This is a genomic window from Cupriavidus sp. HY129 (assembly GCF_059492215.1).
In genome coordinates this window covers 2655442-2679568 of the sequence record NZ_CP083254.1, presented here as the reverse complement: position 1 = coordinate 2679568, position 24127 = coordinate 2655442, and the positions used below count along the sequence as shown (strand labels likewise).

At 64.8% G+C, this 24127-nt stretch carries 24 protein-coding genes and 1 tRNA gene; 6 read left to right on the top strand and 19 right to left on the bottom strand.

Going from position 1 to position 24127, the window contains the following annotated elements:
- Positions 1-22: 22 nt before the first annotated feature.
- On the bottom strand, positions 23-811 hold the full coding sequence (trmB, locus tag K6G35_RS12270) for a tRNA (guanosine(46)-N7)-methyltransferase TrmB (RefSeq protein ID WP_495675778.1): 789 nt from the start codon (positions 809-811) through the stop codon (positions 23-25).
- A gap of 75 nt (positions 812-886) precedes the next feature.
- Positions 887-961, bottom strand: a tRNA-Gly gene (locus K6G35_RS12265).
- 638 nt (positions 962-1599) lie between these two features.
- Here K6G35_RS12265 and K6G35_RS12260 point away from each other — a divergent pair.
- A complete protein-coding gene (locus K6G35_RS12260; protein ID WP_040010873.1) occupies positions 1600-1989 on the top strand; it encodes a DUF5594 family protein in 390 nt (129 codons plus the stop codon).
- Between the two features lie 82 nt (positions 1990-2071).
- Here K6G35_RS12260 and K6G35_RS12255 read toward each other — a convergent pair whose 3' ends face one another.
- Together K6G35_RS12255 and K6G35_RS12250 are read right to left on the bottom strand one after the other, a co-directional pair.
- Positions 2072-2977 carry an aldose epimerase family protein gene (locus tag K6G35_RS12255; RefSeq protein ID WP_495675777.1) on the bottom strand — a complete coding sequence of 302 codons (906 nt, stop codon included), beginning with the start codon at positions 2975-2977 and terminating at the stop codon, positions 2072-2074.
- A gap of 85 nt (positions 2978-3062) precedes the next feature.
- Complete coding sequence (locus tag K6G35_RS12250; protein WP_008642237.1) at positions 3063-4295, bottom strand: polyhydroxyalkanoate depolymerase; 1233 nt, start codon at positions 4293-4295, stop codon at positions 3063-3065.
- Between the two features lie 283 nt (positions 4296-4578).
- On the opposite strand from K6G35_RS12250, the gene K6G35_RS12245 reads away from it, so the two are divergent.
- Positions 4579-5235: a glutathione S-transferase family protein gene (locus K6G35_RS12245; RefSeq protein ID WP_008642239.1), complete on the top strand. Its 657-nt coding sequence runs from the start codon at positions 4579-4581 to the stop codon at positions 5233-5235.
- 9 nt (positions 5236-5244) lie between these two features.
- Here the strand turns inward: K6G35_RS12245 and K6G35_RS12240 are convergent, their stop codons facing one another.
- On the bottom strand, positions 5245-7254 hold the full coding sequence (locus K6G35_RS12240; protein WP_495675776.1) for an acetoacetate--CoA ligase: 2010 nt from the start codon (positions 7252-7254) through the stop codon (positions 5245-5247).
- Positions 7255-7340: 86 nt separating this feature from the next.
- Positions 7341-8864: a 4-hydroxy-3-polyprenylbenzoate decarboxylase gene (gene ubiD / locus K6G35_RS12235; RefSeq protein ID WP_008642241.1), complete on the bottom strand. Its 1524-nt coding sequence runs from the start codon at positions 8862-8864 to the stop codon at positions 7341-7343.
- A gap of 647 nt (positions 8865-9511) precedes the next feature.
- On the opposite strand from ubiD, the gene K6G35_RS12230 reads away from it, so the two are divergent.
- Positions 9512-10579 carry a lytic transglycosylase domain-containing protein gene (locus K6G35_RS12230; protein WP_035884768.1) on the top strand — a complete coding sequence of 356 codons (1068 nt, stop codon included), beginning with the start codon at positions 9512-9514 and terminating at the stop codon, positions 10577-10579.
- A 112-nt stretch (positions 10580-10691) separates the two neighbouring features.
- On the opposite strand, the gene K6G35_RS12225 is transcribed toward K6G35_RS12230, so the two are convergent.
- The 4 genes from K6G35_RS12225 to ribBA all read right to left on the bottom strand — a co-directional run bounded on the left by K6G35_RS12225 (position 10692) and on the right by ribBA (position 14266).
- Positions 10692-11873 (bottom strand): pyridoxal phosphate-dependent aminotransferase, encoded by a 1182-nt coding sequence (locus K6G35_RS12225; RefSeq protein WP_008642243.1) that lies wholly within the window; start codon positions 11871-11873, stop codon positions 10692-10694.
- A gap of 181 nt (positions 11874-12054) precedes the next feature.
- Positions 12055-12570, bottom strand: coding sequence for a transcription antitermination factor NusB (nusB, locus tag K6G35_RS12220; RefSeq protein WP_008642244.1), 516 nt, complete (start codon positions 12568-12570; stop codon positions 12055-12057).
- Positions 12563-13072, bottom strand: coding sequence for a 6,7-dimethyl-8-ribityllumazine synthase (gene ribH, locus K6G35_RS12215; protein WP_008642245.1), 510 nt, complete (start codon positions 13070-13072; stop codon positions 12563-12565). Before ribH ends, nusB begins: the two co-directional genes overlap by 8 nt.
- 78 nt (positions 13073-13150) lie before the next feature.
- Complete coding sequence (gene ribBA / locus K6G35_RS12210) at positions 13151-14266, bottom strand: bifunctional 3,4-dihydroxy-2-butanone-4-phosphate synthase/GTP cyclohydrolase II (RefSeq protein ID WP_008642246.1); 1116 nt, start codon at positions 14264-14266, stop codon at positions 13151-13153.
- A gap of 235 nt (positions 14267-14501) precedes the next feature.
- Here ribBA and K6G35_RS12205 point away from each other — a divergent pair, with 235 nt between their 5' ends.
- The 3 genes from K6G35_RS12205 (at position 14502) to K6G35_RS12195 (ending at position 16738) form a co-directional block, all read left to right on the top strand.
- Positions 14502-15536 carry a CaiB/BaiF CoA transferase family protein gene (locus K6G35_RS12205; RefSeq protein WP_286881600.1) on the top strand — a complete coding sequence of 345 codons (1035 nt, stop codon included), beginning with the start codon at positions 14502-14504 and terminating at the stop codon, positions 15534-15536.
- A 58-nt stretch (positions 15537-15594) separates the two neighbouring features.
- Positions 15595-16431, top strand: coding sequence for an alpha/beta fold hydrolase (locus K6G35_RS12200; RefSeq protein ID WP_008642248.1), 837 nt, complete (start codon positions 15595-15597; stop codon positions 16429-16431).
- A gap of 115 nt (positions 16432-16546) precedes the next feature.
- Positions 16547-16738, top strand: a complete 192-nt coding sequence (locus K6G35_RS12195) for a YjfB family protein (protein WP_035884771.1) — start codon at positions 16547-16549, stop codon at positions 16736-16738.
- A gap of 129 nt (positions 16739-16867) precedes the next feature.
- On the opposite strand, the gene K6G35_RS12190 is transcribed toward K6G35_RS12195, so the two are convergent.
- The 9 genes from K6G35_RS12190 to nrdR form a co-directional block, all read right to left on the bottom strand.
- Complete coding sequence (locus K6G35_RS12190; protein ID WP_008642251.1) at positions 16868-17500, bottom strand: riboflavin synthase; 633 nt, start codon at positions 17498-17500, stop codon at positions 16868-16870.
- Between the two features lie 29 nt (positions 17501-17529).
- Complete coding sequence (gene ribD / locus K6G35_RS12185; protein ID WP_008642252.1) at positions 17530-18651, bottom strand: bifunctional diaminohydroxyphosphoribosylaminopyrimidine deaminase/5-amino-6-(5-phosphoribosylamino)uracil reductase RibD; 1122 nt, start codon at positions 18649-18651, stop codon at positions 17530-17532.
- Positions 18652-18695: 44 nt separating this feature from the next.
- The gene (locus tag K6G35_RS12180; RefSeq protein WP_008642254.1) at positions 18696-19220 is read right to left on the bottom strand and encodes a GspH/FimT family pseudopilin; all 525 of its coding nucleotides are present in this window, start codon (positions 19218-19220) and stop codon (positions 18696-18698) included.
- A 1-nt stretch (position 19221) separates the two neighbouring features.
- Entirely contained in the window at positions 19222-19707 is a 486-nt protein-coding gene (locus K6G35_RS12175; protein ID WP_008642255.1) for a type IV pilin protein, read from the bottom strand.
- Positions 19704-21518, bottom strand: a complete 1815-nt coding sequence (locus tag K6G35_RS12170; protein WP_495675775.1) for a pilus assembly protein — start codon at positions 21516-21518, stop codon at positions 19704-19706. The genes K6G35_RS12175 and K6G35_RS12170 overlap by 4 nt, the downstream gene beginning before the upstream one ends.
- Positions 21518-22078 carry a pilus assembly PilX family protein gene (locus K6G35_RS12165; protein ID WP_035884773.1) on the bottom strand — a complete coding sequence of 187 codons (561 nt, stop codon included), beginning with the start codon at positions 22076-22078 and terminating at the stop codon, positions 21518-21520. Before K6G35_RS12165 ends, K6G35_RS12170 begins: the two co-directional genes overlap by 1 nt.
- A complete protein-coding gene (locus K6G35_RS12160) occupies positions 22072-22932 on the bottom strand; it encodes a PilW family protein (protein ID WP_035884774.1) in 861 nt (286 codons plus the stop codon). The genes K6G35_RS12165 and K6G35_RS12160 overlap by 7 nt, the downstream gene beginning before the upstream one ends.
- Entirely contained in the window at positions 22929-23318 is a 390-nt protein-coding gene (locus K6G35_RS12155) for a hypothetical protein (RefSeq protein WP_080709907.1), read from the bottom strand. Before K6G35_RS12155 ends, K6G35_RS12160 begins: the two co-directional genes overlap by 4 nt.
- Positions 23319-23594: 276 nt before the next feature.
- A complete protein-coding gene (gene nrdR / locus K6G35_RS12150; protein ID WP_008642265.1) occupies positions 23595-24062 on the bottom strand; it encodes a transcriptional regulator NrdR in 468 nt (155 codons plus the stop codon).
- Positions 24063-24127 lie beyond the last annotated feature (65 nt).

The following is a 24127-nucleotide window of genomic DNA, read 5'->3' as shown; positions in this document are numbered from 1 at the left end:
CGATTCGATGGTCGATATCCGCTTACTTCTTCCGGAATACGACGTCCCACACGCCATGGCCAAGGCGCAGGCCGCGCTTTTCGAATTTGGTCACAGGCCGGTAATCGGGCCGTTCCGCGAATCCGCCATCGGCCTTCGAGGTGTTTTCGAGGGCCGGCTCGCCGGATAGCACTTCCACCATCTGGTGGGCGTACTCTTCCCAATCGGTCGCGCAGTGAATGTAGCCCCCCGGCTTGAGCCGGCTGGCCAGCAGCTTCACCAGCGGCGGTTGCACCAGCCGACGCTTGTTGTGGCGCTTCTTGTGCCACGGGTCGGGAAAGTAGATGTGCACGCCATCGAGCGAGTTCTCGGTGAGCATGTGCGCGGCGACTTCGACGGCATCGTGCTGCATGATGCGCACGTTCTGAAGGCCACGTTCCCCGATCAGCTTGAGCAGGGCGCCAACGCCGGGCTCATGCACCTCGCAGCCCAGGAAGTTGTCCTGTGACCGGAGGCCGGCGATATGCGCCGTCGTCTCGCCCATGCCAAATCCGATTTCGAGTATCGAGGGCGCCTCGCGTCCAAACGTGGCCGTCCAGTCCAGTGGCTCGGGCTGGTAGGGAACGATATAGGTCGGTCCCAGCTCGTCCATCGCCCGCTGCTGTCCGGTCGAGGTGCGGCCGGCACGCCTGACGAACGAGCGGATTCTGCGCGGATGCGCGACTTCGTCGCCCGGGTTGGGGGTGCCTTGGGAGGCGTCGGCGGGCTTTCCAGAAGCGCTTTCGGCATCGTCGCCCGGCAGCGGATCGGTGTTCATGTCTTGGGGAAGCATGGCAACAAAAAGCCGCCGGGCGGATCGCCGATCATCGTTTTGACCGGGTGCCAGAGGCGGCTTGCGTAGTGAGAGTGGAGCGGGCGATGGGAATCGAACCCACGTCTTTAGCTTGGGAAGCTAAGGTAATGGCCATTATACGACGCCCGCTATGGCTTACTGGGGGCGGATTGTAGCATGACGGGGCCGAGAGGCCAGCCCGCGCCGCGATCTATGGCCGCGCAGTAGATAGCCCCCGGCACACAGCCGGCACCTATTGTTCAGCCGAGTAGATATCTCAGCCGCTCATCGATGTGTGGTCCCCGGAGGTGCCTGCGCGCAAGCTCGATCTCAGCGTTTCGGGCGGCGATATCTGCAAGCCGGCCTCTTTCATCTAGCGCCTGTCGATAGATTGCCCGCCGCTCGGCCAACTCGAAGATTCGTTGGGTGATTCCAGGCTGCAGGCGCTTGCATTCGGCAAGGGTATCGGGGGCCGGCATGGGTCCGTGATGAAGTGTCGTTTGCGGCGCATGGCTGATGGCTGGCGAATGGAGGAGGGCGGTCCTGTGTCCATGGGAAGACTGGTCCATCCAGGCCGTTCAAGAGTTCGCGCACGAAGGCGGCGTGGAACACTGCCATCAGGAGATCCTTCGGTCGCCCGATTCCTTCGGCCGCCCGACTTTGCCGAATCATTGCCCGGCACGATCTCGCCCAGTTCGCGACTCAATCTCGTCCTTATCAAAAACCTTACTGTCACGGCCAACCCAGCGCACAATACCGCCTACCTCTACGCAAGCGCCCCCGCTCCCGTGCATCCGATTCCTGCCCATCGCTTCAACGCGGAGTTCCTGCCCCGCATCGCCGAGCGCGTGCAATCGATATTCCATGGCACGCTGAATGTCGAACTGGTTCCTCACACATCGGCAGACCAACCCGCGCGGCTTCGTATCTGGGCCATGGCGCGTGCTGGTGGCGGGCGCTACGCGTGCCCGCTCGATATCACGTTGTCGTGGGATAGCTACGAAGTCGACCGCTTGTTTGCCTCGGGTGGCGATCAGCGGTTTGCCGAGTACCTGGGCGCCTTGGCGGGCAAGCTCAATGCGTGGCAGGACGCGCGACAGATCGACTTCAATTCGCGTACGCAAGCCGACCCCACCGTGCTGCTTGGCGGACTCGATTTCGAGCACCTGCTTCGGTAACCACCGCCAGATTCTTGCGTCAGATGTGCGCTGAGGGGCCGTTCAGTGGGTGTCCAAATGCCACTCTTCTGATGCGATTGGCTCAGTGCCTCACGTCCAGCCTGCAGGTCGCGCGGGCTTCAGTGTTGGCGTCGAGCCAACGCAGTCCTTGCCCGTGGGCGATTGCGTTCGGCAGGCCGAGCCACGGCTCCACGCAATAGAAGTCGGATGCGTTGTGTTCGGTCCATGTGGTGACCGCATACCAGGGCGTGTCGCTTTCCCTTTCAGTGACCAGTTCGATATCAATCGTGCGGGATGGCATCGCGAGACAAACGGACCCCGCCGCCTGGAGGAGGTGAAAGGTGTCCTGCAGGTGCGGGTCGGCGATGGAGTAGGTGCTATCGCCAGCTTCGGTGGCGGTTAGGTTTCCATCGTCCTTCTGGCGCACACGTGCGGACGGTGGCATCGACAGGCGGCTTTGCGCGCGTTGCTCGTGTGGCAGGGCGAAGTAGAAGTGGTGACCTGCGTAATAGGGCAGGGGGTGGCTGCCCAGATTGCGTGTGGTGAGTGTGACCTCGAGCCCGTTGGTCGTCAGGCGATAGGTGACTGTGAACGCGAAATCGTAGGGATATCCCGCGTGGGTGGCGTCGGATGACGTCAATGTCAGGCTGATGGACGAGTCCGAGTGCGCGGTCACCGTGAACGGCAGATCGCGGGCGAAACCGTGCTGGGGCAGGCTGTGCACCGTGCCGTCGGGGTCGCGCCACTTGCCCGCTTCGCCGTCGACGAAATGGCGTCCGATAAATGGAAACAGCAACGGATTGCCACCACGGATCTTGGCTACGCGCGACCAGTCGGCGTCATCGGGCCAGAACAGGATGTCCTGCCCATGATGGACCCAGCGCACCAGCCGGCCACCATGCTCGGGGGCGAGCAGCAGATAGCTGTGGTCGTTACCGATCCTGAGAAGATCCTGGCCCTGGTATCGCTGCGTGGAGGTGGTGGGCATGTCGACTGCGGAAGATAGGGGGAAAACCAAAGGTTAGCACCCTGCCTCTTCGGCCCATTTCGTCGGCCCATGCAGGCGCCATCGCTCAACCAAACATCTCGTCGCTCATGTGGATGGTCTCTCTCAGCAGCGGGTAGACCTGCGATTCCCAGCGTTTGCCGTTGAACACGCCGTAGTGGCCCACGCCGGTCTGGATGTGGTGCATCCGCATATACGGGCGCAGGCTGGCGCAGAGGTCCTGCGCGGCCATGGTCTGGCCGATCGCGCAGATGTCGTCGCGCTCTCCTTCCACGGTTAGCAGGGTGGTGCGGCGGATCGCGTCGGTCGATACGCGCCGGCCCGCCACGTCGAGCAGCTTCTGGGCCAGCAGAAAGCGCTGGAAGACCAGGCTGATGGTCTCGAGATAGAACTCGGCCGTCAGGTCCATGGTCGCGAAGTACTCGCTATAGAACGTCTGGATTTCGTCGGCCTTGCCATGCTCGCCGCGAGCCCGCAGGTCATACAGATCACGCAGCGCCTGTTCGTGACGCTCGCGGTTCATGCTCATGAACGCGATGAGCTGGACGAAGCCCGGATACACGCGTCGCAGCGCGCCGGCGAAACGCAGCGGCACGTATCCGATCAACGTGTTTTCGAACCACTCGATTGGGCGGCTCGTAGCCAGCGCGTTGACGCGGGTGGGATTCACGCGCGCATCGATCGGGCCCGCCATCAACGTCAGGCTCGGCGGCTGTGCCGGGTCGCTGTCCTCGGCCATCAGCGCGACGGCTGCCAGCGCCGCCACAGTCGGCTGGCACACGGCCACGACATGCGTGTTGCCACCCAATACGTGGAGGAACGTGATCAGGTGATGCACGAATTCGTCGAAACCGAATCGGCCACAGACGAGCGGGATGTCACGAGGGTTATGCCAGTCGGTAATGTAGACGTCATGGTCGCGGAGCATCGTTTCCACGGTACCGCGCAGCAGCGTTGCGAAGTGGCCGGACATCGGCGCCACCAGCAGCACACGCGGTTGCTGGGGCGCGCCCTCGCGGCGAAAACGCAGCAATGTGCAGAACGGCGTACGTATGACGATTTCTTCGGTCACGGGCACATACTCGCCACGACCATTGATACGCACGCGGTCGATGCCGAAAGGAGGGCGGTAGTGAGTCAGACGTGCCAGTGCCAGCACTTCGCACCAGGCGCGTAGCGCGCGCAGCGTCTCGCTGTTGTCGGCGCGACGGTATCCCGAGATGAGCGTGGAGGCGATGTCGGCCAGCGAGCAGGCCGGCTGCATCATATCCGCGTAGAGCTGATAGGTCTGGTAGAGCATGGCTCGGTCCCCCCACGTCCGTCGAGCCCCATTGCCGCAATATATATGCCACGGGCGTCGATGTTGGCACGCCGTTTGCAAATTTTGTCTGGCTTGGTGGGTGAGGGCACGCAAAGGGTGCGGAGTGGCGGAGCGGCCCCGTAGCGGCGGCGACAGGCGGCCTCGCACTGGTGCCGGACGCGCCGGCGGCACGCACCGCGCGGGTGCGTGCTGGCATTAGGTCCGCACGCCGCCGATACTGCAAGCGAACATCGCACAATGCCCCGGGGGCAGAGGAGGCACGATGTCGAAGACAACGCTGACGATCAGCAGCAAGACGTATTCGTCCTGGTCACTGCGCGGATGGTTGCTGGCCCGGTTTGCGGGGCTTGAATTCGAGGAAGTGCTGGTGCCGCCGGATGACCCGGCCGCGCGGGCGGAGATCCTGCTGCTGTCGCCGTCGATCCTGGTGCCGTGCCTGCGCCATGAGGGCGTGACCGTCTGGGACACGATGGCGATTGCGGAGTACCTCAACGAGATCCGGCCCAAGGCGAAGCTGTTGCCGGACGATCTGGTCGCGCGCGCCCACTGCCGCGCGATCTGCGGCGAAATGCACTCCGGCTTTGCAGCCATGCGCGCGGCGCTGCCGATGAATCTGAAGGGGCATTTCCCGGGGCTGAAGGTCTGGTCGCGCGCGCAGGCCGATATCGACCGCATTACCGCGATCTGGGCGGAGTGCCTGCAACGCTACGGCGGCCCTTACCTGTTCGGCAAGCGCCGCACCATTGCCGATGCGATGTACGCGCCGGTGGTGACGCGTTTCATCACGTACGGCGTGAAGCTCGACGCGCCACTCGTCGAGTTCTGCAAAACGATCCTGGCCATGCCCGAGATGCAGGAATGGATCCATGCCGCCCGCGAGGAGCCCGACGAGATCAGCGAGCTCGACGTCGAGTTCTGACGTAGCGCCTTACGCCGGCTGCGCCGCGCGCGTCAGGTAGTCCTCCGCATACGCGAAGTACCACGTCAGGCACTCGGGATTCGCCATGGCATCGCGGTTGGCGATCTTCTCGGGTGCATGACCGAGCAGCAGCTTCTTGATCGGCACTTCCATCTTTTTGCCCGAGAGCGTGCGCGGCACGCCGGGCACCTGCAGGATCTCGTTCGGCACGTGCCGAGACGACAACGCAACGCGAATGCGCGCGCGCAGGGTGTCACGCAGGGCATCGTCCAGCGCCATGCCCTCTCGCAGCACCACGAACAGTGGCATATACGATTCGCGGCCGAGGTATTCGAGATCGACCACCATGCTGTCGAGCACTTCGGGCAACTCTTCCACCACGCGATACAGCTCGCTCGTGCCCATGCGAATGCCGTATCGGTTGATCGTCGCATCGGAGCGACCGTAGATGATGGCGCCGCCGCGCGGCGTGATGCGAATCCAGTCGCCGTGGCGCCACGCGTTCGGATAGGTGTCGAAGTAGCTGTCGCGGTAGCGCTTGCCGTCGGCATCGCCCCACAGGAACAGTGGCATAGATGGCATCGGCTCGGTGCAGACCAGTTCGCCCACTTCGTCGATCAGTGGCTTGCCGTTGTCGTCAAAGGCTTCGACCTTGGCGCCCAGGCAACGGCACTGCATTTCGCCCTGATAGACCGGCAGCAGGGGGCATCCGGCCACGAACGATCCGGCGAAGTCAGTACCGCCGGACATCGGCGCTAGCCAGATGTCGGCGCGCACGTGCCCGTAGATCCAGTCGTACGCTTCCTCCGGCAGTGGCGATCCCGTCGAGCCCAGACCGCGCAGGCGTGACAGATCGGCGATCTGCGCCGGTTCTACGCCAGCCTTCATGCAATTGGTGAAGAATGCGGCGCCAGCGCCGAACATCGTCACACGCGCCTGATCCACGAATCGCCAGAGCACGCCGGCATCGGGCCACGCCGGGTTGCCGTCGTAGAGCGCGATGGTGGTACCCAGCAGCAGGCCAGCCACCTGCGCATTCCACATGATCCAGCCGCTGCTGCTGTACCAGTGAAACACGTCTTCTGTGCCCAGGTTGTTGTGGAATGCCATCAGCTTGAGCTGCTCGATCACGATGCCGCCGTGCCCGTGGACGATTGGCTTTGGCATACCGGTGGTGCCGGATGAATAGACGATCCACAAGGGATGATCGAACGGCACCGGCGTGATCTCGAGCGGCACGTCGTGCGCCAGCACGTCGGTCCAGGTGTGGCGCCGGGCATGTGGCTCGGGCGTGACGTTGCTGCCGATCGACGGCACGATCACGAGGTCGGTCAGCGAGGGCAGCGCGGCAACCAGATCGGCGACCACAGGCGCTCGATCGTACGTCTTGCCGCCGTATCGGTAGCCATCAACAGCGATCAACACCTTTGGTTCGATCTGGCGGAAGCGGTCGATCACAGCCACCTGGCCCATGTCCGGCGCGCAGCCGGACCAGATCGCGCCTACGCTGACGGTTGCCAGGAATGCGACGATCGTTTCCGGCACGTTGGGCAGGTAGCCAGCCACGCGGTCACCGCGCGTTACGCCCATCTGGCGCAAGGCGTGGGAAACCGAGGCGACTTGTGATTCCAGCGTGTCCCAACTGATATCGGCTAGCGGTTGCGCCTCGCCGGCATGGCGAATGGCGGTGCGCTGGCGTGCCAGGCCAGTGCCGGCGTGGCGGAAGATCTGCTGCGCGTAGTTGAGCGTCGCGCCCTCGAACCAGCGCGCGCCCGGCATGGTGCGGCGATCCAGCACACGCTGCGCGGGCGTGTCGAAGCGTACGTCGAAGTAATCGACGATGGTCTGCCAGAACGCTTCGATGTCGGTGACCGACCATTGCCAGAGGCTGGCGTAGTCACGGAAGTCGAGGCCGCGCGCGCCGCGCAACCACTTCATATAGGCGGCCAGATGGCTGCTTTCGGTGAATGCCGCGGACGGCGTCCATGCCGGCTGTCCGGCCTGGGTTGCAAGCGTCATTTGTCTCCTCCGGAGCCCGTCTGCGCGGGCCATGAGAGTGTTGTCCTGGATTGCCGGTCAAAAAGCGATGATAGCGGGCAATCGCGCTACTTGCCGGGGCCTTCCTCGAACAGCGAGCCCCACATCTGATCCACGCGGGCCTTGATCTCCGGGGTCATGGTGATCGGCGTACCCCATTCGCGCGTGGTTTCGCCGGGCCACTTGTCGGTGGCGTCGATACCCATCTTCGATCCCAGGCCCGAGACCGGCGAGGCAAAGTCGAGGTAGTCGATCGGCGTGTTGTCGACCATCACGGTGTCGCGGGTCGGGTCCACACGCGTGGTGATCGCCCAGATCACTTCCTTCCAGTCACGCACGTCGATGTCGTCATCCACCACGACGATGAACTTCGTATACATGAACTGGCGCAGGAAGCTCCACACCCCGAACATCACGCGCTTGGCGTGGCCGGCGTACTGCTTCTTCATGCGGACCAGTGCCATGCGGTAGCTGCAGCCCTCCGGCGGCAGGTAGAAGTCGGTGATCTCGGGAAACTGCTTCTGCAGCAGCGGCACGAACACCTCATTCAGCGCCACGCCGAGCACTGCCGGCTCGTCGGGCGGCTTGCCCGTATAGGTGGAGTGGTAGACCGGGTCACGGCGCATCGTGATGCGATCGATCGTGAAGACCGGGAACCAGTCCTGCTCGTTGTAATAGCCAGTGTGATCGCCATACGGGCCTTCCAGCGCGTGCTGGTAGCCAGACGGGTGGTTCGGATCGGGCTGGATGTGGCCCTCGAGGATGATCTCCGCCGATGCGGGCACCGACAGTTCGGACAGCGTAGGCGTGATGCAGCTGGCCAGCGCAGTGCGGCTGCCGCGCAGCAGGCCGGCGAATTGGTACTCGGAGAGCGTATCGGGCACGGGTGTGACGGCGCCGAGGATCGTGGCCGGATCGGCGCCCAGCGCCACGGCGATCGGGAACGGCTTGCCCGGGTTGGCCAGCGCGTGCTCGCGGAAATCGAGCGCGCCGCCACGGTGGGCGAGCCAGCGCATGATGACCTGGTTACGGCTGATGACCTGCTGGCGATAGATGCCCAGGTTCTGGCGCTTCTTGTGCGGGCCCTTCGTCACGACCAGGCCCCATGTAATTAGTGGTGCCGCATCACCGGGCCAGCACGTCTGGATCGGCAGGCGCGCGAGATCGACGTCGTTGCCTTCCCAGACGATCTCCTGGCACGCGGGGCTGTTCACGCGCTTGGGCGCCATGTCCCATACGGACTTGGCCAGCGTAAACAGTTTGCCGGCTTCACGCAGGCCGCGCGGCGGCTCCGGTTCCTTGAGGGCCGAGAGCACGCGACCAATGTCGCGAAGATCCTCAAGCGACGATGCGCCCATGCCCTGCGCCACCCTCTGTGTCGTGCCGAACAGATTTGCCAGGACAGGCACTTTATAGATATCGCCATTGTCACGGCGCGGTTGCTCGAACAGGACGGCCGGGCCGTTTGCGCGTAGCAGGCGGTCGCAGATCTCGGTCATTTCGAGGTTCGGTGACACCGGTGCTGCCACGCGTTTCAGCTCGCCACGCTGCTCGAGCTGGCTCATGAAATCGCGCAAGTCTTTGTATTGCATAGTGAAATCGATTTGGGGTGCGGTGTCGCGAGGGGTCATGGCGCGACGTTTCCAATGTGTGTGACGATACACACGCCACCGCAAAGGCGCAAAAAAATCGTGCCAGCGACTGAGTTGAAATTGTAAGTAAATTGCGAGTTCGGTCAGGTCGGGGAGGGGGAGCAATACTAGGCCCGGCTTATGATTCCGGGTTTGCGGGTGCGCTGACGGCCGCCCGGAGGCCGCTGTTACATATATATAAAAGTAGTGTTAATTTGTTTTGTTATGCTTGACGGGTTATAAAAGCGTTCCTACAATCCGGTCTGCTCTTCGAGGTGTTGCGCCGCAACATGGCTTTTTGTCCTCTGTCAATAGGATGTCTGCCGAATCGCTGCGAATACAACACCTCAATTGATTGCGATCACGAGGCTGCCGGGAGTGGCCCGATCGACGATCACCCTGGCGGGATGCCGGGGCATGAATGAGTGCTTAGTGGCAGGGTGCGGCTCCCCAGGTTCGTACCCTGTTTCTCGTTGGGCGCATGGGGAGCGCCCGCCAACAGGTGCTGGACACCCCTGCTAGGTGACGCAGCATCCTTACTTGAGTACGTTGAGATCGGGCTCGCGCAGTTGTCAGGCGCGCGCAGCGGGCAGCGGATGGAGGTAAGCATGAGCGGTTGGAAAACCCTTCATCTTCCCGGTATCGGGCGGGCATTGCAGGTCCGCTTCAGACAACCGGTTCCCGGTGTGAGCCGCGCACTGCAAGTGCGACTGGCCCATCCGGTGGCAGGCCGCGCGTTGCTGCGCGGCAGCCGCACAACCTTGAAATACACCCTGAACAGTCTCGGGGTGCTGTCGGTGGCCGCAGCGGTCACCTTGACCGTCAGCCAGCAATGGCGGACCTCGCTCGCCGGTGCGCTGGCAGGCAACGAAGCCCCTGCCGTGCTGGTGGATGCTGCCATGTCGAAGGATTCGATCAGCCATGTGCCGCCCATGTCGGCGGATGTGGCCGCGTCGCGCCTGATGGCCGCCGTAGCCAGCCATGGCAGCTCGGGCCTGCCGACCGTGTCGGGCGTGGACGAATGGAGCCAGACGGCTGCCGGCAAGGTGCCGTCCGTGGCGCATCTGGCCGCGCAGATTCCGGTCCAGCGCGTGGCGCTGGACGCCCGCAACACGGCTGCGCTTGGCTCCGCGCGTGAGCAGGCTGCCGTGGCCGAGTACATCGCCCGCAAGTACCGCGTGGCGACGCAGGCGACTGCGCAGCTCGTGAAGGCCGCCTATATGACGGGGCGCGAGGTCGGTATCGATCCGCTGCTGATCCTGGGCGTGATCGCGATCGAGTCGAGCTTCAATCCGTACGCGGAAAGCGGCGTTGGCGCGCAGGGCCTGATGCAGGTCATGACGAAGGTCCACCAGGACAAGTACGAGGCCGTGGGCGGCGTGTCCGCCGCGCTGAATCCGTACGCCAACATCAAGATTGGCGCGCTGGTGCTCAAGGATTGCATCGCGCGTGCCGGTTCGATCGAAGGCGGGCTGAAGTACTACGTGGGTGCCACGACCAATACCGACGGCGGCTATGGCGCAAAGGTGCTGGCCGAGCGCGCGCGTCTGCGTGCCCTGCTGGGTCTGCCGAGCACGGAGAAGGCACCGGCCGTTCCCGACACCAAGACGCAGGCCGAGCATCATCAAGGCACCGAGAAGCTCGAGGCGTCCGGCAATACGGCCCAGTCGGCCTGAGCCGCGGATTCTCGTCGCTCATGAAAAAGGCACCCCTTGGGGTGCCTTTTTCGTTTGATGCCTGTGGAACGGTGAGCAACCCAGGCAATCCGCGCAGGCGCTACCTCTACCTCTACCGCAGGAAATGATGCAGTCGCTGCATCGCCTCCTCGATGTTCTGCATCGACGTCGCGTATGAAATCCGGATGTAGTCGTTGGCGGTATGCGGGCCGAAGTCCGTGCCAGGCACCATGACCACGCCGGCATCGTGCAGGATGGCCTGCGTCAGACGGTCGGCGTTGCCGGCAGCCGGATGATTGACGTGGCGGCAGTTGGCGTAGACGTAGAACGCGCCGTCCGGCTTGACCGGTACGCGCAGGCCGAGTGCTTCGAGCGCGGGGACGATGGCATCGCGGCGGCGGCGGAATTCCGCCTTGCGCTCGTCATAGATCGCCAGCGCCTCGGGCGTGAAGCAGGCCAGCGCGGCGTGCTGCGCCACGGCCGACGCGCAGATGAACAGGTTCTGCGCGACCTTTTCGAATGCCGGCACCAGCGAGTCGGGCACCACGAGCCAGCCCAGGCGCCAGCCGGTCATATTGAAGTACTTCGAAAAGCTGTTAACGGTCACGACGTTGTCGTCGAGCGAGAGCGCCGAGACCGGCGGCGCGTCGTACGACAGCCCCTGGTAGATCTCGTCGAGAATTGCGAAGCCTTGGCGCTTGCGAACCTCGGCCAGGATGGCCTTGAGTTCGTCGGGCAGAATCGACGTGCCGGTCGGGTTCGACGGCGATGCCAACAGCACGCCCCGCGTGTTCTCGCCCCAGTGCTCGACCACCTGGGCCGCCGTGAGCTGGAAACGTTCTTCCGGGCCGCTCGGGATCATCTTCGCGTGGCCGTCAAACGCCGCCACGAAATGCCGGTTGCACGGGTAGCTCGGATCCGGCATCAGTACCTCGGCGCCGATCTCGACGAGCACGGCGCAGGCCAGCAACAGCGCGCCCGAGGCGCCGGCCGTGACAATCACGCGCCGGGCCGGGACATCGATTCCATAGGCCGTCTTGTAATAGCCGGCGATCGCCTCACGCAGCGCGTGGATGCCAAGCGCGCCCGTGTACTGCGTGACACCGCGGCGCATCGCGGCTTCGGCAGCGTGAATGACCGGCGCGGCAGCCGTGAAGTCCGGCTCGCCGATACCCATATGGATGATGTGGCGCCCGGCGCGTTCGAGTTCGGCGGCCTGCTTGGCCAACTCCATCACGTGGAAGGCGTCGATGTTGGCGAGGCGGGAAGCGGTGGCAAGGCGCTGGAGATCCATGGCAATCGGGACTGGCCCGTCAGAGAGTCAGAGAAGGGGTGGCATGGCGCATCGTCATCGGCTACGCCCGCCGAACATCGGGTGACCAAACAAAAACACCCGCCGGGGCGGGTGTCTTGCCGGTGCTGAGCATATTCGAATGCCACGCACCGAAATGCAACATCTGTTTTAAATGCTCGAATTAACGACGAGCTGATACTTCCGGCGCCCGCACCTGCGCGGCCAGCTTGTCGAGCACGCCGTTGACGTACTTGTAACCTTCCACGCCGCCGAAGGTCTTGGTCAGTTCGACAGCTTCGTTGATCACGACCTTGTACGGAATGTCCAGGCAGTGCACGAGTTCGTAGCTGCCAACCAGCAGCGCGGCGCGCTCAACCGGCGACAGTTCGTCGACGGTGCGGTCCAGGAACGGCTCGAAGGCCGCCGTCAGACGTGCTTCCTCGCGCACGGCGCCACCCAGCAGGGCGTCGAAGTGCTCGCGGTCGGCCTTGTTGAAGCCTTGGGCATCGTGCAGATGGGCCTGGATGGCGCCGATATCGTTGCGATTCAGCAGCCACTGGTACAGGCCCTGCAAGGCCAGTTCGCGCGAACGGCGACGCGCGCTCTTCGGCGGTGCCTTCGGCTCGGTGCGCGGCTTGGCGCCAGCCGGCTTGCCGGCTGCCTCGCCCTTGTCGCCGGTGTCGGGCGCGTCACTCATCATCTTCCTCGTCTTCTGCGTCTTCGGCGCCATGCTCGCGAAGCGAATCGAGCGCGACCACCAGGTTGGCCATTTCCACTGCGGCGCGGGCGCAATCGCGGCCCTTCTCGCGGGTGCGGGCATGGGCCTGGGCGTCGGTGTCGACGGTCAGGATGCCGTTGGCGATGGGCACGTTGAAATCGAGGCCCACGCGGGTGATACCGGCGCCGGATTCATTCGAGACCAGCTCGAAGTGATAGGTTTCGCCACGCACCACCGCGCCCAGCGCGACCAGCGCGTCGAACTGGCCGCTCTCGGCCATCTTCTGCAGCGCCAGCGGCACTTCCAGTGCGCCCGGCACGGTCACCAGCAGCGTGTCTTCGCCTTCGACGCCCAGCTTTTCCAGTTCCGCCATGCAGGCCTCGCGCAGTTCGTCGCAGACGGGCTCGTTGAAGCGTGCCTGCACGATGCCGATACGCAGGCCTTCACCGTCGAGGTTGCTCTCGTAGAAGCCGTGATCCATTGTTATTTCTCCAGTGATTCGGTCAGGCAGCCGCGCGGATGCGCCGCTGCCGGGTCAATCGGTACGATCCGTTCCCGGTCAGCCGCGATTCGACTCGCCGCTCATCGGCTGGCAGCCAACGATCTCGAGTTCGTAACCGGTCATGCTCGGCATCTTCTGCGGCGAACCCAGCACGCGCATCTTGCCCACGCCGACGTCGCGCAGGATCTGCGCGCCCACGCCGTAGGTGCGCAAGTCCGGCTTGCGGCGCGGACGGTTCTCCGGGGCCTCCAGCGCGGCGAATTGCTCGAACAGCATTTCCGGCGAGTCGCCGCAGTTCAGCAGCACCATCACGCCATGTTCGGCGCCATGCAGCACTTCCAGCGCGGCGGGCAGGCTCCACGAATGGGTGGTGTGGCCGGCTTCCAGCAGGTCGAGCACCGACAACGGCTCGTGCACGCGCACCAGCGTCTCGCGCTCAGGCTGGGGCTTGCCCTTGATCAACGCCACATGGGCGCGGCCGGACGGCTTGTCGCGATACAGCACGCTGTGGAACGTGCCCCACGGCGTTTGCATGTCGCGCTCGCCCACTCGTTCGATGATGCTTTCGGTGCGGCTGCGGTAGTGGATCAGGTCGGCAATCGTTCCGATCTTGAGGTCGTGCTCGCGCGCGAACTCGATCAGGTCCGGCAGCCGGGCCATCGTACCGTCGTCCTTCATGATTTCGCAGATCACCGCGGCGGGCGTCAGGCCAGCCAGGGTGCCAAGGTCGCAGCCGGCCTCGGTATGGCCGGCGCGGATCAGCACGCCGCCGGGCTGGGCCGTCAGCGGGAAGATGTGGCCGGGCTGCACCAGGTCGCTCGCGCGGGCGTCACGGGCCACGGCGGCCTGGACGGTGCGGGAACGGTCGGCTGCCGAGATGCCGGTGGTCACGCCTTCGGCGGCTTCGATGGATACCGTGAAGTTGGTGCCATGCACGGTGCCGTTGCGCGACACCATCGGATACAGCTCGAGCTGGCGGCAGCGTTCGGCGGTCAGCGTCAGGCAGATCAGGCCGCGGCCGTACTTGGCCATGAAGTTGATGGCTTCCGGCGTGACGAAATCGGCCGCCAGGACAAGGTCGCCCTCGTTTTCACGATCTTCCTCGTCCACAAGGATGACCATGCGGCCGGCACGAATGTCGGCAATGATGTCTTCGATACGAGAGATAGTCATGGTTGGGGCGACGTATGAATGGCGAGCGGGATGCTTTTCGGCGGGCAGGGCCGGCGGCGGGATGCGACGATGCCGGCGAAATCAAGGCCGCTATTGTACGCCAAGCCGTGCATGGCGGGCCGGCTCCGGCCCCGGGCGCCCCGACGCCACCGCATCCGGGTTGGTCCCGGTTGCATCGGTGTGCGCGAAGCGCCATACCTAGAGCCATGATTTTTGCCATCCAAGGAGATCGCGCATGACACCGCCGCTGCAGGGCATCCGCATTGTCGAATTTGAAGGAATCGGCCCTGGGCCGCTGGCGGGCCGGATGCTGGCCGACATGGGGGCGGAAGTGACGGTCATCGCGCGGCGCCAGCGTGTGGCCGTGGCCGACCAGCTAGGCGGTGACAAGCCCAGCCCGCTGCGGCGCGGCAAGGTCATCGTGCCACTCGATCTGAAGCAGCCCGACGATCTGGCCGAGGCAATGCGGTTGGTGGACGGCGCCGATGCCCTGATCGAAGGAAATCGTCCGGGTGTGATGGAGCGGCTGGGCCTGGGCCCGGCCGACTGCGCCGCCCGCAATCCGAAGCTGGTCTATGGGCGCATGACGGGGTGGGGCCAGTCCGGCCCGCTCGCGCAGACCGCCGGACACGACCTCAACTACGTGGCGCTGACGGGCATGTTGTCGCTCTCGGCCCGCCCGGGTGAGGCGCCGATGATCCCGCCCACCGTGGTCGGCGATGCGGGCGGCGCGCTGGGGCTGGCGTTCGGTATCGTCTGCGCCCTGCTTGACGCCCGTGCCTCGGGGCGCGGGCGTGTGGTCGATGGCGCCATCGTCGACATGGTGGCGATGCTCGGCAGCATCGCGATGTGGGTGCGCAATAACGGCCAGCTCGATGGCCCGACACCCAGCCCGTTCCATCAATCGCCGTTCTATGATGTGTATGGCTGTGCCGATGGTGGATTCATCACGATCGGCGCGCTGGAGCCGCAGTTCTATGCGTTGTTGCTGGAGCGGCTCGGCATGACCGACGTCGATCCCGCCGCGCAGTATGACCACGCGGCCTGGCCCGCGTTGAAGCAGCGTTTCACCAGGCTCTTCGCGAGCGAGCCGCGCGCGCACTGGGACGCGCTGCTTGGCGGCACGGACGTTTGCTATGCACCGGTGCTGAGCGTCGCGGAAGCGGCGCGGCACCCACACAATGTGGCGCGCGGCGTGTTCATCGCCCAGGAGGATGGGGCGCTGGACGTGGCGGGCGCGCCGAGGTTTGCGCCGTCAGGGGCGGCCTGACTGGAGCGAATGCGCACGGCGCGCATCGAGCGGAGAGGGGGAGAACATGAGATACGTAATGACGATCGTCGCACTGTGTCTGGGTGTCTTCATGAGCCCCTGCACGATGGCGCAGGAAGCCGCGCTCGATGAGAGCGTCACGACGGTAAGCCTGCCGCGAGGCACCGAGCTGAGTCTCGTGGTCAGCAAGAAGCCCGGCTCCAGCCCTTCGACGGCGGCGCTACTGTTCCCGGGCTATCCCGGCGTATTGCGGGTCGAAGTCCAGAACGGGGCGCCGGTCTATCAGCTTCGCGGCAACTTCCTGGTGCGCGCGCGCCGGCATCTGGTGAGCGATCAGGTGATGACGGTGATGGTCGACTGCCCGAAGGACCACTGGAGCAACTGCGATGACGAATACCGGACGTCGGACCAGTATGCGGTCGACGTAGGTGCGGCGATCGACAAGCTCAAGGCGAACTTTGGCATTGGCAAGGTCTATCTGGTCGGCACGAGCTATGGCACCGTGTCGAGCGCCTTCCTGGCGCGCAAGCTCGACGGTCGCATCGACGGCGCGGTGCACACGTCCACCATTACTGACCCTCGCGCAGGCCGCAATCGCAATGCGCACGGTCTGCCGATGTGGAACTTTGACTGGACGGCGACGCATGTCGATCAGTTGTTTGTCCATCATCAGGATGACCCGTGTCCGCTGACGCAGTACCGGAGTATCGCGGCCCGGCGTGGAAACATTCCATTGATCACGGTGCAGGGGTCGAAGGGGGCGCGCGGAGAGCCTTGCGAGGCGTTCTCGCAGCACGGCTTCGTAGGGCGCGAACAGGTGGTCATGCGGGCGATTGGCGACTGGATTAGCACGCGCAAGGTTGTGGAGACGGTGGGCGAGAAGGGCGACGAGTGAAAGACCCGCGCTCAAGTCATGCCGGAATTCTGCCGACAACATGGATGCGGCTGAATGGCGCAAGTGCTTGTGCCTGCCGTGCCGCACTTGTCAAACTTGAATCAGGCAGAACCCAATGATCAATTCCATCGTCAGTTCGCTGAACGCCTCAGACCCAGGTAGCGATCCCGTCGGGATCACGATGTTGCGCAAGACGCTCGACATGCAGTCGCAGGGCGTGGCTCAACTGCTGCAATCCATGCCCGGTGTTGGATCGGCTGGCAGCAATCCGCCGCATCTGGGTCAGAACATCGACATCAAGGTCTGAGCCTCAGGCAGCGCAGCAAGTGCGAACGGCCACTGGCAATCGAATTGCCAGTGGCCGTTCTGCATTGCGCCGGTGGCCGTCGAGTGGGCGCCGGGAGGAGGCGCCGGCAGCTACCGGCGCCATCGATTGTCAGACGAGCGGTTGTCCCGCCTCGGCGGAGGCCGACAGCATTCGCTCCACGTACCGCGCGATCAGGTCGATCTCGAGGTTCACGCGCTTGCCCGGTGCCAGTTCGTTGAGCGTGGTGACTTCCACGGTATGCGGAATCAGGTTGATCGAGAACACGCAGCCGTCGGCTTCATCGCTGACGCTGTTGACGGTCAGCGACACGCCGTTGACCACCACCGATCCCTTGTAGGCCAGATAGCGGCCCAGCTCGCGCGGCGCACGGATACGGAGTTCATGCGATTCGCCCACCGGTGCAAAGCGAACGACCTCGCCAAGTCCGTCCACGTGACCCGACACCAGGTGCCCGCCCAGGCGGTCGGCCAGACGCAGCGCCTTTTCCAGATTGACGCGGCCTGGCTGGTCGAGGCCGACGGTCTTGTCGAGCGATTCGCGTGAGACGTCGACGTCGAATTGGCCCGCGCCCAGCGTTACCACGGTCATGCACGCGCCCTGGATGGCGATACTGTCGCCGATGCCGACGTCTGTCAGGTCGAGGTCGCCGGCCGCCACGCGCAGGCGCACGCCTGCGTTGACGTCACCGAGCGGGGAGACGGATTCGATGCGGCCAACCGCCGCCACGATGCCAGTAAACATGCTTGCCTCTTCGATGTGTGTGTGTTTGTTCAGCGTTGGGTGTCGGCGCGGCGCGCGATCAGGCGCAGATCGTCGCCAATCTGGCGCACTTCGTGCCAGCGGAATTCGGTCGCGTCTTCAAGCTTCGACAGCGGCGGCAGATTGAACATGCCCTGCGCGTCGCCAAGCAGCTTCGGCGCCAGGTAGACCAGCAGTTCGTCCGCGCAGCCTTCGCGGATCAGTGAGCCATTGAGCTTGAAACCCGCTTCCACGTGGAGTTCGTTGATGCCTCGCCGCGCGAGTTCTTCCAGCATGCGGCGCAGTTCCACCTTGCCATGCGGATTGGGCAGCACCACGACTTCGGCGCCACGTGCCTCGAGCGCGCGCTGGCGGGCCTTGTCTTCGATGGCGCAGAAGACCAGCACGGGTTTGGCGAAGTCGCCGGTATCGCGGTTGAGGATCTGCGCGTCGAGCGGCACTTCAAGCCGTGAGTCGACAAGCACGCGCTGCGGCTGTCGCGGCGTCGGGATGGCACGCACGGTCAGTGCCGGATTGTCGTCGCGGACGGTGCCAATACCGGTCAGGATGGCACAGGCCCGGGCGCGCCAGGCGTGCCCGTCGTCGCGTGCCGGCTGGCCGGTGATCCATTGGCTTGTGCCATCGTGCAGCGCAGTGCCGCCGTCGAGGGATGCAGCTACCTTGACTCGCACCCAGGGAAGTCCGCGCGTCATGCGCGAGATAAAGCCGATATTGAGATCCCGCGCTTCCTTTTCCAGCAGCCCGCAGCGGACGTCGATGCCCGCGTCGCGCAAGCGCTGCAGGCCACGGCCGGATACGGTGGGATTTGGGTCTTCCATGGCAGCCACCACGCGCGCGATACCTGCGCGCACCAGCGCGTCGGCACATGGTGGCGTGCGGCCGAAGTGGCTGCACGGCTCCAGCGTGACGTAGGCGGTGGCGCCAGCGGGATCATGGCCGCGCGAGATCGCGTCCTTCATGGCCTGGATCTCGGCATGATCCTGGCCGGCCGGTTGCGTGTAGCCTTCCCCGATGACCATTCCGTCCTTCATCAGCACGCAGCCGACACGAGGGTTCGGCGTGGTGGTGAACATGCCACGCGCGGCGAGCGCGAGGGCCTGTTCCATGGCGGTGTAGTCAGCGGCGGAAAACATGGCGTGGGATTCTGGCCAAAGGGTTTGTCGGGAATCCGGTCCGGTCAGTCGCAATCGACATCGATGCCGGGCCGGCAGATCCGGATGCGCCCCTGGGCACCGAGCCGGACCTGACGCTGCGCGCGGTAGCAGCGCAACTGGAACGTGGCGGCCAGAAAGCCGCCTTGCTCAGACCGTGAGTATCCCACAGGTGTCAAGCGCAGGCTTTGTGCGCCGGCATGGCCCGCCGTGCTACGGAGCGTGATCCGCAGGCACGGGTCGCTGGCTCTGACGACTGCGAGCGAAGGCTCCGTGTCGCTGTCTAACTGCCAGCCGCCATCCAGCGTCTGGGCGCCTGCGAGGGGGCTGATACGCACTTCAAGACGGCGACTGGCCGCGATTGTGCGTGCCAGCGCCAGTGACGCGGCCAGCCGGTCAGCGGCATGGGCCACTGTCTGCTCCGCAGTCAGGTCGCGAAGCACCGGCCACGCGGCGATCGCCAGGATCGCGCTGACGGCCAACGAGATCAGCAGTTCGGGCAAGGTGGCGCCGCGTTTGGCGTTTCGGGACGCATGGCCGGTAATTCGCATGTCAGCACTCCCAGGGCAGGGGAATGGCGGTGGCATCCGCCGTGGGCATCGAAAGCCACTCGCCATTGCTGCGCAGGATCAGCGTGCCACACGCTTTGTCCACATGGACTGGGGTGGCGCGTATCTCCACACAACGCGACAGATCGAGTCCGGCACAGCTTGTGGCAGTCAGCCAGTGGCGCGTGCGGGCTGGTGGGGGCGGTACGGGACGCGGCCACTGGCCGGCTGGTGTCGCCGCGCCCGGTGTGCTGGCGAACGAGGTGGTGAGCAAAGCGTGCCGCTCGAGTGCGAGCATCGCGGAAACCAGCTCGGCCCGTGCCTGTACGCGCCACGCGCGTTCCAGATGATGCCGCCATGCGGGCATCGCCAGCATCGACAGGATCGCGGCGATCAGCAGGGTCACCAGCAGTTCGGCAAGACTGTAGCCGGTCTGGCGGCGACTGATGCGTCTGAGGGGAGCGAGATGAGCAAGATGAGCGAGGTTCATGGCTCGGTTCGGATCAGTTCGCGCCAGCCAAGGCGTCCGCGCCGGCGCCGATAGTGCGTGTTCTGCGCGAGATGCGCGGTGTTGCCGTCGACCTGCCACATGCCGAGCTCGAACGTGTCGAAGGTCGACTTGCCGGGCACGACCGGCCCCCCGTTCAAGGTTGGCGATACCACGGCGATTGGCGTGCCGAACCGGTCATCGAACGGCACACCGGTTACGGTGCGCACGAGCGTGCCATCCGGGTCCGTCTGCATGACTGACTCTCCGCTGGCCGCTTCGATCAGGTAGCTGCGAGTGCGCCCGTCGGGTGTTAGCGTGGTGAAGCTCAGATGCGCCGGGCCAACGTTGTCCAGCGTCGTGATCGATTCCCCAGGATGGGGGAGTGGCAGAGTCCAGCCATTCGCACCGGTGTCCAACTGGGGCTGGCCCGCACGGAGGATCACGCCATTGCCTGACACGATGGCGTCGATCCGTGAGGGGGTGCCGCGCGGACCGCGCCCATCGGGAATTGCGGAAAGCTCGCCACCGCCCGCGTAGATGACGAGCGGTCCGCTGGACGGATGCATGATGATTGGCGCCTCGGCGGTGGCACTTCCGCGCTGACGATGCAGGCATCGTGCTGGCTCCGCCTGCTGCGCGGCGCCGAGGTGATCGAGTCCGAATCGCCAGAGTCTGCCGGTGTCGTCGACGACGTATGCGGCACGGGCGTGGCCACTTGCGTTGGCAAGCACGCCGGCTGCGAGCAGCCGAGTCCTGGTGGTGTCTGCACCGCATCCGGTCGAGGGCAGATATAGCCTTGGCACCGTGCCGGATGGGAGTCCATTCACGATGGACCGATCAAGCGGCAGCAGTGCAATCCCGGCAGGTGAGCCGGTTTCCGGTGCCGCGGTGAGGATGGTCAGCGCGGCCCAGCGACGTGCGCCGTGTTCGATCCACATGAGTGCGCGGATCGGGCCCTGACCTGTCAATGGCAACGTCTCGGAAGCAGGAATTTCCCAGAGCAGCCGGATCGGCGCTTCGCTTTCCGGTGACGAGACATCCAGGGCGAACACGGCGGCCGGCCGCCTGTCCGTCGACGGGATGCCGCACAACAACAGCGTTCGCCAGACGCCGGATGGATCCGCATCGATGCTATCCGGGCGCGGGCAAGGCGCCACGGGCATGGCGCTGCCCGGTACGGTGAGGGCGGCGGAACCGGCCAGCGCGGCGCGCGGGAGGAATCCTGCAAGTTCCTTGCCGGTCACGGCATCGAACCCATGCACGATGCCGTCGCGCGTACCGATCCAGACGGTGACCGCGCGGTTTGCGTGACGCAGGCGAAATTGGGCGTGGCCCGGTTGCATCGGCAGCCAGGCTGGGGCTGCCACAACGCGCACGCGGGCGCCAGCGCCGCTGGCCAATCGCGTGTCGCGCGGGCGAAGTGTGGCGTCCGTCCTGTCGCCTCGCAACCATGCGAGCCGTCTCGTGCCATTGCCACTGGGCTCGGGGGTGTGAAGTTCTGCCTGGGCGTCGGCGTCGATGGAGCGCCAATGGAATGGCACGAGACGATCGCCACCGAGGTATAGCCTGCGCGAGGCGGTATCGCGCAGGTCAAGCTCGGCGCCCGCCTCCCATTTCGTGAGCACGGTGGAAGTGTGGATGCGCGCGGTGCGGAAGACGATTGCATGGAGCCGGCCGGTCCATGGAAAACTGCCTGCCGAGATGCGGTAGCTGAGCGGAAGCTGACCGGTCGTGGAGCCATGGCTGGGGGCGGTCATGCTCAGCCAAAGTGCAAGGATGACGATGCCGTCGAAGCATGTGCGATGGCGCATCACGGCTGAAACTCCGTCTGGAGCAGAGCCCGGACGCCGGTGTCGCGCCCAAAGCCTAGCGCCGTGATGCGAAAGCGCGGCCAGGCGTCGGCTGTCAGGCCGGTTCGATCATCAAGGGGTTCGATCACGTAACGAGGTGCCGTGGTCGCTCCGATGACATCGGCGGGCAGGATTGGCATGGTGATACGCGTGAACGTGCCGGCTTCGATGCCGAGATCTGCGGGCAAATTGCCCTCGAGCCATGGCATCCATGCCGTCATGTCGCCATCGGCCATGCACAGTCCGCGTTGTGCTCCCGTCCCACACGTTCCGGGCGTTGGCCATGACGCCAGTCGCCCGCCGCCGACGTCCGCGATGGCGGCGATCAGATCTGCTTCCGCGTCGAGCAGCGCCACCTCGGCCGCGCGGAAGGCGATCTCGCGGTCCAGCCACTGGCTCGTCATGCTTCGCCCGGCAAACAGCAGGTGCGCGGCGGCGGCGCCGATGCTACCCATCATCAGTAGCAGGCTGGAGAGGAATGCCAGTAGCGCCGCACCGGAATGTGGGCGGAGGTTCAGCATAGGGCTTCCCGGCATGGAGACGGATTGCGTAGACGAACGGTCGTGGTGAAGGTTCGTTGTCTCGGCGCGCGACTGACAGTCGGGCGGTGTCCCTGGACGACGAGCGTGACCTGTACCGCTCGCACGTGATGCCAGGCGAGTTGTCGCTGTCGCGCCACGTCTTGAGCGTCGAGCAGAGCGGGGACGCGATCGCTCTCGCCCTGGCCATCGCCCTCATCGACCATGCCGAAACGCAATTGCATCGACTCGACGCCGCGCACAAGGGTGCCGGATGTGTAGGCGTGTGCCTGCGCGCGGTTGTCGCTGCGGCGCGGGTAACGGCACAGCAACTGGGGAACGCCATCGCTACCGTTGCCGATATAGAAGACGTTGGTCGCGGCATGGTGTGCTGGCGGCGCGATGCCGTCGCCAACTGTTTTTGCAGGCAGCGCGTAGCCACTGCAGTCAGTCATCGTGCCGTCGGCCAGGCTTGGGTCGGTTGCCCGGCCGCTGCCGGAAAATCGCACCAGCAGTGCATCGCTGCCACGGACGCCGCGTCGCCCACATTCCAGCCCGTCATCGATCGACGGCGCACCACAATCGTCATGGCCTTCAAGCGGCCCCTGTGGGGCGGGGTGTGCGGGCTCCAGCGCAACCTGCGCGGGAATCCAGCCCGCATGCCGGATCGCATGCGCGATGATGGCCAATGCGCGCTGACCGCGCTCTTCGATCTCGATCCCGTCTGCCACACTGGCATAGGCGTCCCGCATGACCTGCCACATGGTCAGCGCAGCGAGCATTGCAATCGTGCCAAGCGCGACACCGATCATCATGCCCACCAAGGTGAAGCCGTGTTGCTGCGATCTTGGCCTCATGGTGCTACCCACAATGCCAGCCGGGTAGGCATGGTGTCAATTCCGGCTGCATCCGTCGGAGAACGGCTCTCGATGGTCGCGATCGCGAGGCGTTTGTCTGGCACGCAACGCTCTTGCTGCCCGGCCAATCCGCAAAGCGGGATCGGGAGCGCGTCGTTGCCGGGTGGCTGCAGTGCCATTGCACTTGCTTCGGCCAGTTCAGCGGCCCGCATCAGGGCGGTGGTCAGGTGTTCCTGTTCACCGGTCCAGCGCAGGCAGACCGTGCCGAGCATCCCCAGCGGTATCGCGCCGAGGCCGATGACGGCCAGGCTCAGCAATGCCTCGAACAGGACGTGACCTCGGCACGAAGTCAATGAAGGGGAACGGGGGTGAAGGCGGGCAACCATGGCGTATCGGTTCGATTGGAACGGAAGGCCACGATAACGGCGGGGATGGTGTCAGGACGTGTCTGGCTGTGGAGGATTGGTGTCAGTGTGTTTCCGAGTCGAGCCCGGAAACATCCGAGTCAGTGCCAGAGTCGTCAGGGGCGTGACATCACGCAAGTCTGGCTTTCGAGGTCCGGGTTGCACACAGGCCGTGAGGCGGACCTGCAAGCGCGCTCGCTTGCCTCGCTCTACCCAAGAGCAGCAAGTGGTGATGAGACAGCGCTTCTGCGGTCCTTCCTACCCCTTTCGCGGGGTGGATGACGAGAATTCGTCGAGCATGTCCCGGAATTCGGAAACGTCCTCGAAGCTGCGATACACGGATGCAAAGCGGATATAGGCGATCTTGTCGAGCTTGCGAAGCTCGCGCATGACCAGCTCGCCGACCTGGCTGCTCGGGATTTCCTTCTCGCCCAGAGCCAGCAGTTTTTCTTCGATGCGAGTGATCGCTTCGTCGATGGCCTCGGCGGAAACTGGCCGCTTGCGCAGTGCCAGCCGCATCGAATCCTTGAGCTTGGCGCGCGCGTAGTCCACGCGCGAGCCATTTTTCTTGACGATGGCGGGAAAGAACAGCTCGATCCGCTCGTAGGTGGTGAAGCGGCGGTCGCAGGCTTCGCAGCGGCGTCGGCGGCGCACGGTATCGCCATCTTCCGAGACGCGGCTGTCAAGAACCTGGGTGCTGGAATGACCGCAGAAGGGGCATTTCATGCCTGACCACCTGAATGTAAGAGCCTGACCGCATTTTGCATCTTCGATTTCTGTTGCGGTCCTGC